This is a genomic window from Porphyromonas gingivicanis JCM 15907 (assembly GCF_000614585.1).
Taxonomy (GTDB): domain Bacteria; phylum Bacteroidota; class Bacteroidia; order Bacteroidales; family Porphyromonadaceae; genus Porphyromonas; species Porphyromonas gingivicanis.
Genome location: NZ_BAKX01000010.1, coordinates 13,658 through 32,981, shown reverse-complemented (window position 1 = coordinate 32,981; position 19,324 = coordinate 13,658). Strand labels below are relative to the sequence as shown.

At 44.3% G+C, this 19,324-nt stretch carries 14 protein-coding genes, 1 tRNA gene and 4 pseudogenes; 14 read left to right on the top strand and 5 right to left on the bottom strand.

Translation table 11 applies throughout. The features are described from left to right. Positions 1–60 precede the first annotated feature (60 nt). The 3 genes from bioD (at position 61) to JCM15907_RS13890 (ending at position 3,072) form a co-directional block, all read left to right on the top strand. A complete protein-coding gene (gene bioD / locus JCM15907_RS08800) occupies positions 61–726 on the top strand; it encodes a dethiobiotin synthase (protein ID WP_025843509.1) in 666 nt (221 codons plus the stop codon). An 82-nt stretch (positions 727–808) separates the two neighbouring features. Continuing rightward, positions 809–2,305, top strand: a complete 1,497-nt coding sequence (locus tag JCM15907_RS11640) for a RelA/SpoT family protein (protein ID WP_306305491.1) — start codon at positions 809–811, stop codon at positions 2,303–2,305. Further along, positions 2,302–3,072 carry an ACT domain-containing protein gene (locus JCM15907_RS13890; RefSeq protein ID WP_306305490.1) on the top strand — a complete coding sequence of 257 codons (771 nt, stop codon included), beginning with the start codon at positions 2,302–2,304 and terminating at the stop codon, positions 3,070–3,072. Before JCM15907_RS11640 ends, JCM15907_RS13890 begins: the two co-directional genes overlap by 4 nt. 184 nt (positions 3,073–3,256) lie before the next feature. Here the strand turns inward: JCM15907_RS13890 and JCM15907_RS08790 are convergent, their stop codons facing one another. From JCM15907_RS08790 to JCM15907_RS13525, 3 genes and pseudogenes are all read right to left on the bottom strand, one after another. Then, on the bottom strand, positions 3,257–4,213 hold the full coding sequence (locus tag JCM15907_RS08790; protein WP_025843508.1) for a calcium/sodium antiporter: 957 nt from the start codon (positions 4,211–4,213) through the stop codon (positions 3,257–3,259). A 90-nt stretch (positions 4,214–4,303) separates the two neighbouring features. Next, complete coding sequence (locus tag JCM15907_RS08785) at positions 4,304–5,533, bottom strand: ROK family transcriptional regulator (protein WP_025843507.1); 1,230 nt, start codon at positions 5,531–5,533, stop codon at positions 4,304–4,306. A 4-nt stretch (positions 5,534–5,537) separates the two neighbouring features. Further along, positions 5,538–6,927, bottom strand: a pseudogene (locus JCM15907_RS13525) (DEAD/DEAH box helicase). A 253-nt stretch (positions 6,928–7,180) separates the two neighbouring features. Between JCM15907_RS13525 and JCM15907_RS08770 the strand changes: the two are divergent. The 11 genes and pseudogenes from JCM15907_RS08770 to JCM15907_RS13055 all read left to right on the top strand — a co-directional run bounded on the left by JCM15907_RS08770 (position 7,181) and on the right by JCM15907_RS13055 (position 17,512). Beyond that, entirely contained in the window at positions 7,181–8,218 is a 1,038-nt protein-coding gene (locus tag JCM15907_RS08770) for a radical SAM protein (protein WP_025843506.1), read from the top strand. Between the two features lie 428 nt (positions 8,219–8,646). Continuing rightward, complete coding sequence (locus JCM15907_RS13515) at positions 8,647–9,933, top strand: GAG-binding domain-containing protein (RefSeq protein WP_148297507.1); 1,287 nt, start codon at positions 8,647–8,649, stop codon at positions 9,931–9,933. A gap of 486 nt (positions 9,934–10,419) precedes the next feature. Next, a tRNA-Gln gene (locus JCM15907_RS08760) sits at positions 10,420–10,490 on the top strand. A 321-nt stretch (positions 10,491–10,811) separates the two neighbouring features. Then, positions 10,812–11,270, top strand: coding sequence for a 6-pyruvoyl trahydropterin synthase family protein (locus tag JCM15907_RS08755; protein WP_025843504.1), 459 nt, complete (start codon positions 10,812–10,814; stop codon positions 11,268–11,270). Beyond that, the gene (locus tag JCM15907_RS08750) at positions 11,267–11,869 is read left to right on the top strand and encodes a 7-carboxy-7-deazaguanine synthase QueE (RefSeq protein ID WP_036882567.1); all 603 of its coding nucleotides are present in this window, start codon (positions 11,267–11,269) and stop codon (positions 11,867–11,869) included. Before JCM15907_RS08755 ends, JCM15907_RS08750 begins: the two co-directional genes overlap by 4 nt. An 8-nt stretch (positions 11,870–11,877) precedes the next feature. After that, the gene (locus JCM15907_RS13510) at positions 11,878–12,903 is read left to right on the top strand and encodes a TolB-like translocation protein (protein ID WP_242396881.1); all 1,026 of its coding nucleotides are present in this window, start codon (positions 11,878–11,880) and stop codon (positions 12,901–12,903) included. After that, positions 12,897–13,850 (top strand): OmpA family protein, encoded by a 954-nt coding sequence (locus JCM15907_RS13505; RefSeq protein ID WP_242396880.1) that lies wholly within the window; start codon positions 12,897–12,899, stop codon positions 13,848–13,850. Before JCM15907_RS13510 ends, JCM15907_RS13505 begins: the two co-directional genes overlap by 7 nt. Before the next feature lie 10 nt (positions 13,851–13,860). Then, positions 13,861–14,417, top strand: a pseudogene (gene rfbC / locus JCM15907_RS11625) (dTDP-4-dehydrorhamnose 3,5-epimerase). Then, positions 14,414–14,986 (top strand): hypothetical protein, encoded by a 573-nt coding sequence (locus JCM15907_RS12470; RefSeq protein ID WP_025843502.1) that lies wholly within the window; start codon positions 14,414–14,416, stop codon positions 14,984–14,986. The pseudogene rfbC and the gene JCM15907_RS12470 overlap by 4 nt, the downstream one beginning before the upstream one ends. A 71-nt stretch (positions 14,987–15,057) precedes the next feature. Further along, positions 15,058–17,089 (top strand): annotated as a pseudogene (gene uvrB, locus JCM15907_RS11615) (excinuclease ABC subunit UvrB). A 255-nt stretch (positions 17,090–17,344) separates the two neighbouring features. Then, positions 17,345–17,512, top strand: coding sequence for a hypothetical protein (locus JCM15907_RS13055; RefSeq protein WP_159099936.1), 168 nt, complete (start codon positions 17,345–17,347; stop codon positions 17,510–17,512). Between the two features lie 543 nt (positions 17,513–18,055). Here JCM15907_RS13055 and fsa read toward each other — a convergent pair. Together fsa and JCM15907_RS11610 are read right to left on the bottom strand one after the other, a co-directional pair. Then, complete coding sequence (gene fsa, locus JCM15907_RS08720; protein ID WP_025843501.1) at positions 18,056–18,721, bottom strand: fructose-6-phosphate aldolase; 666 nt, start codon at positions 18,719–18,721, stop codon at positions 18,056–18,058. 39 nt (positions 18,722–18,760) lie between these two features. Continuing rightward, positions 18,761–19,319: pseudogene (locus JCM15907_RS11610) on the bottom strand (gamma carbonic anhydrase family protein). Between the last annotated feature and the right edge of the window lie 5 nt (positions 19,320–19,324).

The following is a 19,324-nucleotide window of genomic DNA, read 5'->3' as shown; positions in this document are numbered from 1 at the left end:
GAATATTTATACTATTTTTGCAGGAATACAGGAATAATTTACTCCTACTACAAGGAAGTAATGGACAGAAATAAAGTTCTCTTTATCACAGGTATTGACACTGGGATAGGCAAAACGTATGCTACCGCCTTTTTGATAAAAGCTATGCAACAAAAGGGCTTGCGTGTGGTGAGCCAAAAACCCATCCAAACTGGGTGTGTGGGGCGTAGCGAAGACTTAGACATACACGATAAAACGCTTCTATTCGCAACTCCCGAACAAAAAGATGGAGCCGAGCCACACCGATGCACCTATCTCTTTCCCTTCCCAGCTTCCCCACACCTCTCTGCACAGATGGAAGGGGTGAGTATTTCTGTGGAAAAGATTGACCAAGATACTACTGCCCTTCTTCGACAGGGATACGATAGAGTACTTATGGAGGGTGCAGGAGGGCTAATGGTACCTATGACTCGAAAGCTACTCACCATCGACTTCGTAGCCGAGAGAAAGTATCCAGTGGCACTTGTTTCTTCGGGTCGTTTGGGTAGTATCAACCATACGCTCCTTAGCATCGAAGCATTAAGAAATCGGGGCATCGACTTGGAGACTTTCGTATACAACAAATACACCTCTGCCGAAGAGGCGTGCACTCCTATCGAGAGCGATACTGAAAAGTATCTCAAAGAGTATTTGCAAAAGCACAGCCCCTCTACCAAGTGGGTAGAACTTACCGCTCTCGTACTATAATCCTTACTTCTACCTACTTTTTCTCAACTATTCAGAGCGCATATAATATATAGCAGGGATGTTAATTTAATTCTACTTTTCTATGGAACCAACTAAACACAAAGCTAATGAGGTGGTACACCTAACTCCCGAAGAGGAGAATCGCATGATTATGGATCAGTACAATGCCCTAATAACGGCATATATGAACTCCAAACATAGAAGAAAAGTAGAGCGCATTGAGAAAGCCTTCCTCTTGGCACGTAAGGCACATGAAGGTGTCAGGCGCAAGAGCGGCATTCCCTACATAACACATCCCTTGGCTGTAGCACAAATCGTCTGCTCAGAGATGGGACTGGGTTCGACCTCTATTGTTTGTGCCCTGCTCCACGATGTAGTCGAAGATACCGACTATACCACAGAAGATATGCGCACTATGTTTGGCGATAAGGTAGCCCAAATTGTCGAGGGACTCACTAAGATACCCTCCGATATGTTCCAAGGGGGAGTAAACGTTTCTGCACAAGCGGAAAACTTCAGGAAGCTACTCCTCACGATGAACGAAGATATACGCGTTATCCTCATCAAAATAGCAGACCGCCTCCATAATATGCGCACACTGGAGGCTATGCCTATGGCTAAGCAACTAAAGATTGTAGGCGAGACACTCTATGTATATGCCCCCATTGCTCACAGATTAGGACTTTTTGCCATAAAGACTGAACTTGAAGAGTTGAGCTTTGCCATAGAACATCCCAAAGAATACAAAGAAATAAAGGATAAGATATCTGCTTCCGAGGAGGAACGCAATCAGATTTTCGAACGCTTTGCACACCCTCTCAAGGAACGTTTCGAGGCAATGAACATTACCTACGAAATGAAAACTCGTGTCAAGTCTGCCTACTCGATTTGGCACAAGATGCAGGAGAAGAAAATACCCTTCGAAGAGGTATATGACCTCTATGCGGTACGCATCATATTCGAAAGTAAACCAGACATCAGCGATAAAGATTTATGCTGGGATATATATGGGCGCATCACAGATATATATAGGACGAAGCCCGAACGTATACGAGACTGGGTTACTAACCCAAAAAGTAACGGCTATAAAGCCCTACATACCACAGTGATGGGACCAGATGGAGAGTGGATAGAAGTACAGATACGGAGTAGAAAGATGGACGACATCGCCGAATTAGGCTTTGCCGCACATTGGAAATATAAGTCCGAAGTCTTTGAAGAAGACTCCGAATTGGAAAAATGGTTAGCCACTATTCGAGAAATATTGGAGAGCCCGACTCCCGACTCTATGGACTTTTTGGACACTTTCAAACTTAATCTCTACACGGAAGAAATATCTGTTTTCACTCCACGAGGCAAGATGATAACCCTTCCTCAAAAAGCTACTGCTCTGGACTTCGCTTTTGCCATCCACGGAGAAATTGGCAAACACTGTATCGGAGCGAAGGTAAACCACCGACTCGTCCCTTTCAACTATACCTTGCAAAATGGAGATCAAGTAGAGATTATAACCAGCGAGAAGCAATCGCCCACGCCTGAGTGGCTTAACTACGTAACTTCTGCCAAGCTCGTGCCATGATAGACGAAGTACTACGCAAGCGTCGTCGCGAAGCTGTTGCATTGGGAGAAAGAGAGGTCGTAGCTCTCTTTGAAAAAGATGGACAGACGGTTACCACAGCTCACTTAGACAAGGTGGCAAACTTCTTCAACTTCCATAAAAGAGAAGAATTCTTCTATGCTGTGGGGAGCAAAGTAATAGCCCTTCCCGATAGCTTTAAGAAACTCATCCAAGAGGGAGACAAAGGCAACTTTTTCACACGAATGTTTCGCACCTCTAAGAGCAACAAGAGCAATGGTAAAACTTCTAAAGAAGAAAGCACATCAATAGGCATCAATACGAAGAAACCCTTCTTACTGGAAGAATTCAACTTTACACCCAACTATGAGATAGCAACTTGTTGCAACCCTATATTAGGCGATGAGACAATAGGCTTTGTCGAAGAGGGCAATAGGGTGATAGTACACAAACGCTCCTGTACTAATGCCACTCGACTAAAAAGCAGTGCAGGCAATCGTATCGTACAGACTCTTTGGGGCGACCATCCCAACTCTCTTTTCGAGGCTACATTTGACATTAAGGGTATCGACTCAATAGGTATTCTCAACGCTATTATCCAATACATTAGTGAAGACATTAATATCAGTATTACAGGTATTAATTTGTCTTCTCACAGCGGTGTATTTGGAGGGACATTCAAGGTTATGGTGCATAGTACCGACGATATACGACGCATCTGCGATGGGTTGAAGAAAAATCCCTCTATCAATTCGATAACACGTATCTGACCAAAGCGTAAACAGCTCAAGCCATTTTTCAGACAGGTACAATACAAAAAAATAGGCACCTCCTTTACATCTCAAGGAAGTGCCTATTTCTTTTTCAATCTCACATAGGGCTACTCGGCAAGAACAATAGTTGTGCCGATTTACACACTATCTTAATCACACATTGGTAGGGCGTTATTTTCCCTTAACGGAGTACGAGAAAAGTATTATAAGCTATGTAACAAAGCAGAAGTACCAACCCCTCTAAGCGAAGTATTTTACGGTGCCCAAAACAGATGGTAAACAGATAAAGCAACACAACGGCAAGAAGCATTGTTCCATAATCCACAAGAGTAATACCAGAGATACCAATAGGTTTGACCACAGCCGTAGTACCTAAGATGAAAAGGAGATTGAAAATATTACTCCCCACTACGTTGCCAATGGCCATATCAACCTGACCTTTGCGAGCCGCCACCAATGATGTCGCGAGTTCGGGTACAGAAGTACCAATAGCCACTAAAGTTAAACCAATTACAGCCTCCGATACTCCCAACCCACGAGCTATATCAGAAGCTCCATTAGTAAAAAATCTACCTCCAAATATCAAAAGAGCTAAACCTCCCAACAGCATAACAATGGAAAGCCAGATGGGATACTGTTTAATCTCTAGAGCGTTCTCTGCCGACTCTTCCTCTCGCCTTGCAATAAACATAGTATAAGCCATGAAGAGGATAAAGAAAGCCAAAAGCACCATTCCCTCCGAGCGATCTATCACGTTGATAGAAGCCCCATTTACCATAGTATCTAAACAGAGTACACTGGTTATAATCGTAAGCAAGATAACCACTGGTATCTCCACTCGTGTGGTAGTGGTAGCAACTTTCAAAGGCTTTACCAAGGCCGTTAGTCCCAATATAGCCAGTATGTTGAAAATATTACTCCCCACCACATTGCCCAATGATATATCTGACTTGCCTGATATAGCAGAAGTAAGACTTACCGCCATCTCTGGGGCAGATGTTCCCATAGCAACAACAGTCAAACCAATAACCAAAGGCGTTACCCTCATTCGCTTGGCTATTGAAGAAGCTCCATCTGTCAAAAGATTAGCTCCATAAAAAATCATTGCAAGCCCTGCAAGAAGGAGTAATATACTCAACCACATACTCATCTACACTTCTGTAAAACTATTTTTATACTCTACCAATCAGAGGAGAAAGCTCGAAGCGTAAACGAGATGAAAACAGACTCATTCAAAACGTCTTGAACGAGCTATTCGACAAGCACCTATTAGTCCAGCTTCTTCCCCCAATTCAGCTACAACAATTTCCGTATCACTACTCACCAAGTTGAGCGTATAGGTACGAACTATTGTCTCTACAGGAAGACGCAATATCTCTCCAGTAGCAGCCAAACTTCCACCTATAATAACCAATTCAGGGTTGAATATGTTTATTAGTCCTGCCAATTGTCTACCCAGCTTACGACCCACAGAAGCAAGCACTTCTAAGCAAAGGACATCTCCCTTATTGATAGCCTCAATGATATGCGAAAGATCCAATTCTTCACCTTTGAGTACTCGATTACTCAGAATGGAGGTCTCCCCAGAACGGATTCTTTCTATAATTTCACGGTGTAGCGCATGACCTCCTATTTCCGTCTGCATACACCCTTTTTTGCCACACTGGCAAAGGATTTCATTGTCGAATATACTAATATGTCCAAACTCTCCGCTGAAGCCCGACTTACCTGTGTAGACTTTTCCATTGAGTATCACCCCCAAGCCTAAGCCCCAACTAAGGTTAATGTAGAGTACATCCTTGGCATTCTTATGAACACCCACTCCCTGCGTATACTCTCCGTATGCCAACCCTCGGGTATCATTATCTATAGTAACGAAAAAGCCCAATTTTTTACTCATAATCTCTGCAAAAGAAGCCTCCTTTTGCAAGTCAGAAAAGAAAGTATAGCTGTACCCTGTTCTCGAATTAATCCGACCGGGAAGGTTAATATTTATATTGAGTAAGTGGTCTTTACCGAGGTTGTGACGCTCTATAAAACCTAAGATTAGAGAGGCAAGCTCATCTAACTTCTCGGGCTGATTCTGAAGCTCAAAGGGAATATCATACTCCTCTTTCAAGATATTGCCCACAATATCCATATAGCCGATATTGAGCTTATTGTGGTGTACATAAACCCCTACGAAGCCTCCCACATCGGGGTGCAAGCCATACAAGTAGGGGTATCTTCCGCCATGGGTCTCCAATTTCCCATAACTCATTATACAACCTTTCTCTTCCAAGTCTCCTATAAACTTGGTTACTGTAGGGGCACTGAGCATAAGGTGATGCGCCAAATCTGTAATGGTAGAAGGCCCATGCTCGATGCAATAGGCTACTATTTTCCGTTTGGTCTGTCCAACTTTAGTGTTAGGGTCTATCTCCCTGATAAGAGCGGACTTTGTTTGCAGTCTATTCATACGTTCATTTGTTGTTTTGTTCTTCATGGTTTTTATTCGTCAAGTCCTTTTTACGTCGATGGCGAACGGGTCTTCTTCGGGCGGAAGTCGTCTTTTTCGCCTCTTTTTTTTGTATAGATTCTGTTTTTTTCGGCTCTCTTTCAGAAGGATATGTCTTTTTAGAAGACTGCGAATGAGTAGAGACTTTCTTTCGTCTCTGCCTACGCTGCGAAGACTTACCCCTTTGCTGGGGTGCATAGAGAGGTACTGCTCCTAACGACTCATCGATAGGAAGTTGCGCAACAGCATAGCCTAAGAAGTGTTCTAATGCATAAAAAGCAGGCAAATCTCGTTCCGTTACGAGCGTAAAAGCCATTCCTCCCTCAGAATTTCCTCGTGCTGTACGCCCTATTCTATGAACATAATCTTCGGGGTCTCGAGGCATATCATAGTTTACAACTAACTCTATATCGTCTATGTCAATACCTCTGGCGACGATATCAGTAGCGACAAGAATATCAAAAGCATTGGTTTTGAACTGGCGCATTACTTGGTCACGCTCCGACTGCGAAAGATTAGAGTGCATTTCAGCCACACTCAGTTTTTCCTTTTTGAGTGCTTGCGTCAGTTGATGTACTTTCAATTTAGAAGAAGCAAAGAGTACTGTTTTCGCCCCCTTGGGTATAAATTCTCCATTAGAAAATAGCTTCTTGGCGACAGCCAACTTCTGCTCCTCATAACAAAGGGAGACATACTGCTTTATAGTCGTAGGAGGCTTCGAAACAGAAAGTTCTATCCGAACAGGATCTTTCAATATCATCTCTGCCAAGGTTGCTATTTTTGGAGGCATAGTGGCTGAGAAGAGTACCATCTGACACTGCTTAGGCAACAAACGACAGATGTTCATAATGTCTTCATAAAAACCCATATCGAGCATCCTATCGGCTTCGTCAATAACGAAATAGGCAGTTTTTGAAATATCCGCCACATTGAGGTTAAGCATAGATATCAAACGCCCAGGAGTAGCCACAACGATATCGGTGCCTTTCTCCAAACTTCGCTGCGTTTGCGCCCAAACTACACCATCAGTTCCCCCATAAATAGCGTAGATGATATAGAAAGATAGTAACCAAAACCCTCTATTTGCTGATCTATTTGCTGAGCCAACTCACGAGTTGGTGCCATAACAATGGCTTTTATGGAGTCTTCTCTAAACTCTCCAAGATAAATCCTATTGATAATAGGCAAAAGATAAGCTGCTGTTTTACCTGTACCCGTCTGGCACATCCGAGTAAGTCTCGCCCCTCAAGGAGAGGTGGGATGGCTGCCTCCTGTATGGGCGTAGGGGTTCTAAAGTTCATCGCTTCTAACCCATCCAATACAGCATCTTCTAAATCAAAGTCAAAAAAGTCCACTTTACCCCTATATTAATGCCACAAAGGTATATACTTTAGCAAGATTATCCAACAATATTAAGATGCTTTTAGTCCAAAAACAAGAAATTCAATACCATATAACCTATTATTATCTCCTCCACCTCTTTGAAACAAAGCCTCTATTTCCCCCTTTAAAACACAAGAAAGACAAGGTTATTTAGGATATATCAAAAAAAGACCGAACAGAAACTTTTGAGCGGGGAACTATGAAATAAATTATAATTTTACAGATATGAAAAAGGCTTCTATCACCAAACTAAAGCAAAAAATCGCTACACAAGTGAGCAAATCAGCCAATATCCGACTGAAGTTTGCTATTCTAGCAACTCTACATCTCCTCCGAAAAAGATACATCGGAGTATATATAGATCCTATATTAGCATGTAACCTTCGATGCAAGATGTGCTACTTCAGCGATCCTGAGAAACAAAAAGAGATGAAAGGGAGTCTTAATAGAAAGGAAATAGAAGCCTTTGCACGCTCCCTCTTTGGATACGCACTACGACTACAAATAGGTTGCGGAGCTGAACCCACTCTTAGTAAAGAAACGCTACACCTCATTGAATTGGGAAAGGCATATAAAGTACCTTTTATCTCTCTAATAACCAATGGGAATCTACTATCGTACGAAGATATTAAGAGTTATGCCCAAGCTGGACTAAATGAACTGACGCTCTCTCTGCACGGAACAACTCGTAACACCTACGAATATCTAATGGAGCGAGGTTGTTTTGACAAATTCCTCCACCTCTTGGAGGGCGCCGACAAAGTAAAAAAGCAGTATCCCTCCTTACAAATACGTATCAATTATACTCTCAATGAGGATAATCTTACCGACTTGACTCTACTGCCACAACTAATTGCCCCCTACTCCATTGGTACTGTACAGATACGCCCCGTACAGAAAATAGGCGAATCTGTCTATAACAACTTCTCAATGCAACAACTCATTGACAACTACGAAACAATTATTGCCCCCGTACAAAAGCAACTTATCGACAGAAAGATAACCCTACTCTGTCCCAGCAAAGAAAAGATGGCAATAACCCATCAACCTCCTCGCAAGTTAGATATGCTCTTTGAGGAATTCACCTATTATTATCTTTCGCCCAAGAGTTGGGGCAAAGAGGATATTGATTTCAGGACAACCTCTTTCTATACCTACGCCTCTCAACGGAGAGTATTGCAGCAAATCCTAAAGGCTATTGCTATGCCCAACAATACGTATCAAGAGAAAGATGCTAACACAACTAAAAAACTGAACTATTAGGTCGAATTTAAGGGACTAACTGCACTATCCAATAAGGATTAATGCTTTTACTTCAAAGGAATAATGGTTTTGAAAGTTCACACAGAGGGTTAGAGCTATAAGGGTTAATGGTTAGCATTGCATAGTCTCCAAGATTGGGTTAGAAGGTACTGTCCGAGCTTCAAAGGAGCTGTTTTTTCAATGAACTTTGCAAGATTTGCAAGACTTATTCAAACGTTGCAATCGAGTTCATTGCACAATAAGCCCAAATAAAACCTCCTCTTAGAGAAAATCGTTTTGAGCCACAATCAGATTACTACTTTCAACACTATACCCCTACTTCTGAATAAAAAATCTAACTTTGTGTTCGATATCAGAATAAGAAAAACCAATTAATTGAATAATTCAGAATGAACCAAACTTTAAAATGCATCTTCTTTTCACTTCTAATGGGTCTCACCTTGGTAGCATGCCGAGACAAACAGGAACCCAATAAACCTACTCCTCCTAATCCTAGTATTCCTATACAACCCGATAAACCTGATAACCCAGACAAACCTGATAACCCAGACAAACCTGATAACCCAGATAAGCCCGACAATCCAGATAACCCTGATAAACCTGATAATCCAGACAAACCAGACAACCCAGATAACCCAGATAAGCCCGACAATCCAGATAACCCAGATAAGAAAGACTTAGTCATTGACCTTACAGAGAAGAATATCAAACTCCTTCTCTCTGAAAGTAAAAAACGAGCATCATTTAATATCACATCGGGAAGTGGCTCCTATACACTGGAAGCCCAACCAGCCGATGTATTACAGCTTTCTCTTACAGATAATAAGCAAATAAATGTAGTTGCTCTAAAAGCTGGAGAGGCCAACCTAATCCTAACAGACACCAAATGGGAAAAGAAAATTACTATACACGCTACGGTGAGCGAGTTAGCTACTCTTGCTCTATCCCAAAAAGAACTTCTTTTTGACCTTGATAAAGGTGTCTCTTCTCAAGAAATTGGTATTGTTTCTGGTAATGCCAACTATACCATCAGCATAGAAGAATCTGCTAAGAATAAAATCAAAGTAGAGCTCGTTGATAACTCCCAACGCATCGTGGTAAAGTTGCTTGACACCAATAAACTTATTACCAAAATAACAGTAAAGGACAACGAAAGCAATCAAACCCAACAATGCGAAATAAAAGTCTTGCCCAAAACCATACCTCATCAATCTACCTTCCCCCACATACAAATTGGAAACTGGTCGGAAAAATCGAAAGAGGAATGCATCAAGATTATAGACAAACACATTGAAGAAGGAAAAGAGTGGCAGAAACGTGTGGAAATGTTACCAGCATTACCCTCAATCCCTCGATACAAAAATCAATCAGATAACTACAAATTTGCAAAAGGTTACTTCCCTGGAAAAATAAAGTACTACAATCAGAATAAACAGACTCTTAATCCAAAAGAGCGTAGTTCTTGGGATTTATACCTTGAATTATATCAATATGGGACTGCCTGGTTCTGTATTGAATGGATGGCTCGTAGGGCAGAGCAAATGCACTCTAAATATCCTGAAAACAAAGCCATAGACAAATTAATTACCGAAACTTTTGATGGTCTCTATTTAACTCAAGAGGGCGGAGATTTCTTCATTGGCTTTAATAGAGACTTGATAGGGGGCTATAACCAAATAGTAGACCTATTCAATGGATTAGAAAGGAATTTCTAAGAAGGGTACATTTAGAAAGCATTTTACCATTTTAGAAATATCTCCCTCCAAGATGGTCAAAAGGAACCAATAACGAGACTGAAAGAAGCATATAGAATCTATGAATGCAACTAAATATCGATAATAACGCACTCGTGGCATTATTATACGACAGTCTCACATTGTGTGCACACCGTCTAAAAACGATTCTAAAGAGCGTCTTGTAAAATAATTCGAGACGCTCTTCCTTATTGGAGACCAGTATGCAATAGCATAGTCTTTGAGGCTGACATAGTAACACAATGAATTCGATATTACAGAGCAATCTCCATCAATAGCATAAGCCAACCTTTAGTCAGTTTCATCAAAGCAAAACTAGGTTACGAGAATAGGAGAAAATCTATCTGTCAAAGAAATTCGTTTATTTCCTCCAAAAGTATTGCTCAATTCGATAAGTTTATCTACCTTTGCAGTCGCAAACTCACAGAGGGAGTATGCTTTTGGTTTTGTCTCATGGTGTAATGGTAGCACAACAGGTTTTGGTTCTGTTTGTCAAGGTTCGAATCCTTGTGAGACAACTCGTAATGGAAAAGGAGGAGCAATACAACGCTCTTCCTTTTTTTGTTATTCTTCTATGGTATCTTGTATCCTTCTTCATACAATGAAATGGGTTTGTGACTTGTCTTCGAAAATCTCCTTCCCCAAAAAGCATTCCCTCTTTTTCATTTTGAACAATAATCTATGCTCACTTTTTTTCTAATAGAAAAGTATCTCTGGAGTCCGCTACAATTATCTCTATGTAATTAGATATACATTTTGCCTCAAGTAGCCTGTAAGAAAAAGAGCAAGAGGATTATTAAGAGGTACAGAAGATTATCGTAACTTTGAGAACAGAAACGATGGAACAGACAAATAACTATCAACCTCTACTGACAGCAGAGCGCTACCATGATATTAGTATGGGGCATCGTGTTGTGGGGCACGAACACAAGTGCCGACACCTGCACGGGCACAACTATCGCATCCATTTTATATGCTCAGCTCGGCAGGTAGACTCTCTGGGAAGAGTTATAGACTTTGGGGTTATCAAGTCTCTCCTCTGTGAGTGGCTTGAGGAACATTGGGATCACAAAATGATGCTCTGGAGCGAAGACCCTCTACTCTCCTCTCTTTCGGAGATTGTACCCGATGATATTGTGGTAGTACCTTTCAACCCTACGGCAGAGGCGATAGCCTCTTACCTTGTAGAGGAACTTGGGCCACACCTTTTGAAAGGTTCGGAAGTCTCGCTCATAGCTTGTCGTGTAGAGGAAACAGCTAAGTGTAGTGCCTCTTACCATCGCTTACCTCAATTATGAAGCTACACATCAACGAGATTTTCTACTCGCTCCAAGGAGAAGGGGCACAAATGGGACTCCCGATGATATTTATTCGTTTCTCGGGCTGCAATCTTCGTTGTTCCTATTGCGACACAGACTTTGAAGACTACACAGAGATGACACTCGATGAACTCTCTACAGCAATCTCGGTTTACCCTGCTCATAACATATTGTGGACAGGAGGAGAACCCTCGCTATATCTTACCGAAGAGATTGTAGACTACTTCCATAAAAGGGGATATAGGCAGAGCATTGAGACCAATGGCACTCACCCTGTACCCACCAACTTAGATTACATAACTTGTAGTCCGAAGCCCGAGTCCCTGTCTCTACTACACAGGAACTTTCCCAATGGAGTCAATGAGTGGCGTTTTCCGTTCGGTACAGAAGCTCCTTTGCCCCCTCGCATTAACGAATTGCCTAAAGCACAAAACTACTTTCTGAGTCCTATCTTCTCTACCGATGAGAATACAATAACCCAACGACCTCTTGCGTTGAGTGCCTGTATAGAGTACATCAAGCAACATCCCCAATGGAGGCTAAGCATACAACTGCACAAACTTATTGGCATAGCATAACACAGAGTATGGGTGTAAGCTATAAGATAGTTCTCCCCTTAATGGTACTATGGCTCCTCTTTTCGGGCTGTAAAGCCATCAAAGTAAAAGAGGCTGAGACTGCACATATAGCAGGTCGCTATGCTCAAGCGGCACAACTTTACGACAAATTGTACCGCAATACACCTCGTAAAGAGATTGAGAAAAAAGCCTATTTTGCCTTCAAAGCAGGCGAAAATTATCGCTTGGCACGAAACATACAGCGGGCGCAAAGTGCTTATTTGGCTGCTCGCAACTATCAATATCCCGACACTATTCTTCAGCTACGCATTGCTCAAATGCAACAGAGTACGGTGCAAAATAAAGATTGGAGCAAGGGGTTTCAAGAGTACCTTTCCGTCGTTCCGAACGATTACTTCGCCTCTTTGGGGGTTGAAAGCTCGGCACAAATACATACATTGAGGAGCAATCCTTTCCGTATACATGTACGTCCGGCTAAAGAACTCACCTCTTCTAAGAGCGACTTTGGAGGAGCCTTTACTCCTGATGGCAAGGCCTTTTACTTCTCTTCGGCACGCAATCGCAATCCTGAACTTGAGAATAGCCCCATCACGGGAGAGAAGCCCAATGACCTCTACTATATAGCCCAAGATGCACAGGGCAAATGGTCAAGGGCGGATAGTGTACCCGGAGGTGTCAATACCCTTTCGGACGAAGGGATGCTCTGCATCACTCCAGACGGAGCTAACCTCTATTATACCTATGCCGAGAGTGATGACCTCTACGATAGAACAGCCAAAATATACCGAGCTTCTAAGAGTGGAGAAGGAGGTTGGAGCCAAGGTTCAGAAGCCAAGATTTGGGAAGATTCACTCAAAATGGCAGCTCACCCTGCCCTCTCAGCTTCGGGCAAAACGCTCTACTTTGTAAGCGAGGGGGGCTATGGAGGCAAAGATATCTACACTATTCCTACAGAGGAAATAGGAACCTCAACGCCCACCAACATCGGTGTCTCTATCAACACCCAAGGCGATGAAATAAGCCTTTCATGGTAGGAGATAGCACACTCTACTTTGCCTCCAATGGTCGCATCGGATTGGGCGGATATGACATCTACAAAGCGGTACTACAACCCTCTGGAGAGTGGCAAGTAGCACACATGGGAACTCCCCTCAACTCAGCACAAGACGACTATGGCATCACCTTTAACCCTGCACCCTCTAAAGAGTTTTCGGCAGAGGGTTATTTCTCCTCTTCCCGTAGTGATGCCCGAGGCTATCCGCACATTTTTAGTTTCAAGCAGTATGCTATCATCACACAGTTAGAGGGATACGTTTACGATCGAGAGGGGTATCCTATATCGGGAGCTATACTACGCGTCGTTAGCGAGCATACACCTGAAAATCCTATCATAGTCTCCTCTCGCGAAGATGGTTACTACGTGGTTGATTTAGAGGGAGCAACAAACTACCTCCTACTGGCAGGAGCAGAAGACTTTCTAAACCAATACGCCGAGTTCAAGACAGATCCAGCTACGGAAGATGCTTCCTACCAAATCGATTTTCAATTGGCATCTCGCATCCGATCCGAAGTTTTTCAAGACATCTACTATGAGTTTGACAAGGCTACCTTGAGGGAAGAGAGCCTTAAGGACTTGGGAACAATGGTCAAAATACTCAAGGACAACCCCGACATCACGGTAGAAATAGCCTCCCACGCAGACCGTAAGGGAAGCGATGCTTACAACATAGCCCTCTCTAATAGGAGGGCACAGTCGGTTATCGACTATCTCTCCTCGCAAGGTATTGCTTTGGAACGCTTGCATTCTCAAGGGTATGGCAAAAGTCGCCCTCGAGTAATCACGACACAGCTCCATCAAAAACACCCAGAACTACCCGAGGGAACGATTCTTAACGAGGAGTTTATTCTCCAACAAAGTGAGGAGCTACAAATCATTTGCGACCAACTCAATCGACGCACCGAGTTTACCGTAATAGAATAAACACCTTATGATGCAGTACACTCCACTCCACATACCCGATGTATGGGTAGTAACTCCGCAAGTTTTTGGCGATGAGAGAGGCTACTTTACAGAAACCTTTCGGCAAGAAGAGTTTCACGAAAAAGTCTCTTCCACACCGTTTGTTCAGGAAAACGAATCGGCCTCACGGCGAGGCGTACTGCGAGGATTGCACCTACAAGTCGAGTGCCCACAAGCCAAACTAGTGCGCTGTATCTATGGTAGTATCATAGATGTAGCAGTAGACCTCCGCCCCGATTCACCTCACTTCGGGCAACATATCCTCCGCAAACTTGACGACATCAAGAAAGAACAATTATACATTCCTCGAGGCTTTGCACATGGGTTTCTCGTACTTAGTGAGTGGGCTATATTCTCCTACAAAGTGGATAACCGATATGCTCCCGAGTACGAATGCTCATTATCGCCCTTCGACCAGCGTTAGACATCGACTGGGAACTCTTTGGGATACCCGAAGATGAGTTTGTACAGTCGTCCAAAGACCTCCGAGGTATATCGCTTGATGAATACAAGCAGAGATATTTATGAAAATATTTTCATTCGTTTTTCAGGACAAAGAGCTACTCCACTACTACTACAAAGGAGAGGCTCTCATCCGTCCCAACTATCCTTTTTTCATACCCAACATAGAGGAAGCCTACATAGCCTGCCCCGCTCTTGCACTACGCATCGGTCGCACAGGCAAAGAGGTGGCGGCTCGCTTTGCGCACAGATATATCCAATCCATCGGTGTGGGCTTTGACCTCATCGCTCCGAACCTGTTAGAAGCGAAGAAAATATCCGCTTCTCCGTGGGAAGAGGCGGTAGCTTTTGAATACGCTTCTGTTGCCGAAGGGTTTGCCCCTATGGAGGATATGCCTCCCTCTCACACACTACATTATTACAATAGTAAGGTATCTCAAAGCGTTTACACAAGTACTATTTCGGAACAGGCTATACGCCAAGCAGTAGAATGTATATCACACCTCAACATTATCCATATAGGCGACGTTTTATTGCTCCGTAATGAGGAGCTACTCCACTGCCCCTCGCCCTCGAAGAGGAGATACATATTTCGCTCGACGACGACTCCCAAAGGAGCTGTACACTGCGCATAAAATAGCCTATCTACCCAACCAATACCCCACCCTTGCTCTCTTTTTTCTACTAAAGACTATCTTCATTTGCCATGGAATTTCGGTTAAGCAGTCAATTTCAACCCACGGGAGACCAACCCGAAGCGATACAAAGCCTCGTAGAGGGCGTAGAGATGGGGCTCCCTGCACAGACTCTATTGGGCGTTACGGGGTCGGGAAAGACCTTTACCGTAGCCAATGTAATAGCCCGACTCAATAAGCCTACGCTCATCATCAGCCACAACAAAACGCTAGCGGCACAGCTCTTCGGGGAGTTCAAAACTTTCTTCCCCGACAATGCGGTCGAATACTTCGTCTCCTACTACGACTACTATCAGCCCGAAGCCTACTTGGCAACGACCGATACCTATATAGAAAAGGATATGGCGATCAATGCGAGATTGAGCGGATGCGCCTCAAAACCACCGCTTCGCTACTCTCGGGACGACGAGATATTATCGTGGTTGCCTCCGTTTCGTGCCTCTATGGTATGGCAGACCCACGCGCCTATTCCGAGCGCATCATTACGCTTTACCAAGGTCAGCAGATAGGGAGAGAGCAACTTATGCGTCTTTTAGCCGAGGCACACTACGTTAATAACAAGGCAGAGTTTACGAGTGGCACGTTTCGAGTAAAGGGCGATATGGTAGACATCTTCCCAGCGGTTGAGGGTTACGACGGTATTGCCTACCGCATAGAACTGTGGGATGACGAGATTAGCGATATTACCATCATCAACCCTGTTACAGGAGAGCGACAAGGAGCCTTAGAGACCCTCAACATACACCCTGCCAACCTTTTCGTTACCACCAAGGAGCAGACCAAAATCGCCTTGGAAGAGATCGAGCGAGACCTCTCGGCTCGAGTAAAGGAGTTAGAGGAGATAGGCAAGCATTACGAAGCGCAACGCCTTTGGGAGCGTGTACGCTACGATATGGAAATGATACGAGAGATGGGCTATTGTAGCGGTATTGAGAACTACTCACGCTACTTCGACGGACGGCAAGAGGGGGCACGTCCCTTCTGTCTCTTCGACTATTTCCCCGAAGATTTCCTATTGGTTATCGACGAAAGCCACGTGACTATTCCCCAAATACGGGCTATGTACGGCGGAGATAAAGCACGCAAAACGGCATTGGTAGAGTACGGATTTCGTCTACCCGCCGCTATGGATAACCGTCCGCTCACGTTCGACGAGTTCAACAGTCTAACCCCTATCTCCATCTACATCAGTGCAACACCTGCCGAGTACGAGTTGGAAAAGAGCCAAGGCGTTATCGTACAGCAGATAATCCGCCTACGGGACTCCCCGATCCTATCATCGAAGTGCGCCCCATAGAGCATCAAATAGACGACTTACTCGAAGAGATTCACAAAAGGCGCGAGAAGCATCAGCGGGTTTTGGTAACCACTCTCACCAAACGCATGGCAGAGGAGCTGAGCGAATACCTGCAACGAGTAGGCGTAGCCACTGCCTATATCCATAGCGATGTGGATACGTTGGACCGCATCCGCATATTGGACGAACTGCGCAGTGGGGTCTTCGACGTGCTGGTGGGCGTCAATCTGCTCCGTGAGGGACTGGACCTCCCCGAAGTATCTTTGGTGGCAGTCTTAGATGCCGACAAGGAGGGCTTCCTCCGCTCGCATAGGTCGCTAACGCAAACAGCGGGGCGTGCGGCGCGCAACTTGGAGGGGATGGTTATCTTCTATGCCGATAAAATCACCGAAAGTATGCGCCTTACCATAGAGGAGACCGCCGCCCGACGTACCAAACAGCTTGCCTACAACAAGCAACACAACATCATACCTCGTCAGGTGCAGAAGGGGGGCATCAGTTTGGTCAAGGGCAAAGAACAGACCTTTGCCACCGTACTACCCAATGCTTATGTAGAGCCTACAGCTGGCGAGGGGATGCAAGACCCCATTACCCAACGACTCAACAGTCGAGACTTGGAGCGACTACTCGAAAGCACACGGCAGAGAATGTACGCCGCCGCCAAGGAACTGGACTTTATGGAGGCTGCCCGACTGCGAGAGGAAGCGAACGCTATCCAAAAAAGACTCGAAGAGCGCACCCCATAACCACCCCAACAAAACTTATAAAGAGCTCTGCAACGGTCTCAACTTCACGGCACTCAAGCCCCTACGAAATAACCCAATACAAAGCCCGAAGCCATACTCCAATTAGAACAAGAGTTAGACTTTAGGCTTTGTATTGGGTTGTCTCATAGAGAGCTCTATTTTTAAGATAAACGTTTGTTACAAAGGTAATAAGAGTATGTAAAATAGTCCTAAGCGCAATGCTCCAAAGCGCCCAACTTCTAAAGTTTTCATTGGATGTATAACAGTGTAAGGAGTACAGCTCCGATTATTATGGCTATGGGTATCATCTACGAACCCCAAAAGGGTGCTATTCCCCACTCAGAAGCGAATTTTTCTAACAATCCGTGTAAACTTCCAAAAGGGTCTATGGTTTTCGATAAAAGGTATGTAGGTTTCTTGTAAAAGGTATATAGTTTTTTAATTAGAGGTATAATGGTTACAGAGATAAGCATTATACCTTTTGAAACCGCACTATAATGGGAGGGAACTTATACCATCGTCTCCGCACCTATTGGGTCTGTACCCTATTATTACAGGGACCACAGCATCTCGCAAAAGCTCCCGAAAAAGGGACTTTTCATACCTATATCAAGGCTTCTTTTGACAGCAAGAAAAACCGATCGAATTGATACAAAAAAGGCATCGAGAGGAGGGTTACTTCTCTCAATGCCTTGTTGTTGGGTTATTCTGTCCCGTCCGTTCAATAGGCACAAGCGTGCAATAGAACGAGCATCATAGAGCCTCTACTCGGTCTACTCAAGCGCCCTACGCTTCCACTCTACTACTCCACTCTGTGGTAGGTTGAGGGAAAGGAGGTGTCTACTCATACGCTCCAAGCCCTTGCCCTACGACTCTACCCTGTGGAGGGTCGGGCAATATGGTCTATTGTTCGGATGCCTTATGCCTCCTCCGCTCATGGAGGGAGAGGGAGGTATGGGCGATTTCTTACTTATTGCGCTCGGCTACTTTGCGTTGGTCTTCGATGAAAGCTGCCAATCCATTGTCAGTCAAAGGGTGTTTCAAAAGCCCCTTGATAGCACTCAACGGACAGGTAGCCACGTCTGCCCCTGCCTCCAAGCACTCTATCACGTGGCGTGTGTGGCGGATGCTTGCTGCCAACACTTCGGTAGAGAAACCATAGTAACGGAATACTTCTACGATTTGCTGGATAAGTCCTACTCCATATCCGCTAATGTCATCAATACGACCCACAAAAGGAGACACATAGGTAGCACCTGCCTTAGCTGCAAGGAGAGCTTGCCCCAAGTTGAAGATGAGCGTACAGTTGGTACGAATGCCCTCTCTGCTGAATTGGCGCACCGCCTTGATACCATCTTCCGTAGCAGGAACCTTTACCACGATATTGGGGTGTAGGCGTGCCAACTCGCGTCCCTCACGGAGCATCTCTTCGAGTTCGGTGCTCATCACCTCGGCACTTACATCGCCGTCTACAATCTCACATATCTTCAAGTAATGCGCTTTGCAGGCTTCCTCTCCACTGATACCCTCCTTTGCCATAAGCGAAGGGTTCGTCGTTACGCCGTCCAATACTCCGAGGTCGTTCGCCTCACGTATGCTTGCCAAATTGGCTGTGTCAATAAAAAATTTCATCGTTGTTATAGAGATTATTTATTCTTACTATCAAGGGTATTATTGCTCTTCATCGTGGATTTCTCTGTCGGGGTGTAGCTCGGGGTGGCTATACCACGAGGCATAGACCGAGTAATGATGAGCGGTAGTATGGTTCATCTTGTGCGACTGCTCGGGATCTATCTTTTTGATAAACTTGGCAGGATAGCCCCATAGAGCGTATAGGGCTCTATCTTAGTGCCTTTAAGTACGACCGAACCAGCGGCTACAATAGCCCCTTCGCCCACCTCTACATCGTCCAAAAGTACCGAACCCATACCGATAAGGCATAATCGTGGATGATGGTGCCGTGTAAGGTTACATTGTGCCCTACGGAGACAAAGTCGCCTATCTCGATGTGCGATACTTTATATTGCGTATGGAGTACACAGCCATCTTGGATATTACAGTTCTTACCAATCTTAATGCTGTTTACATCGCCTCGAAGTACGGCATTGAACCACACGCTTGTATGGTCGCCCAAGGTTACATCTCCTATAACCCTCGCCCCATCGGCTATGAAACAATCTTTGCCGATGGTAGGCGTAAAGCCACATACCGATATAATATTTTTATCCATACAGG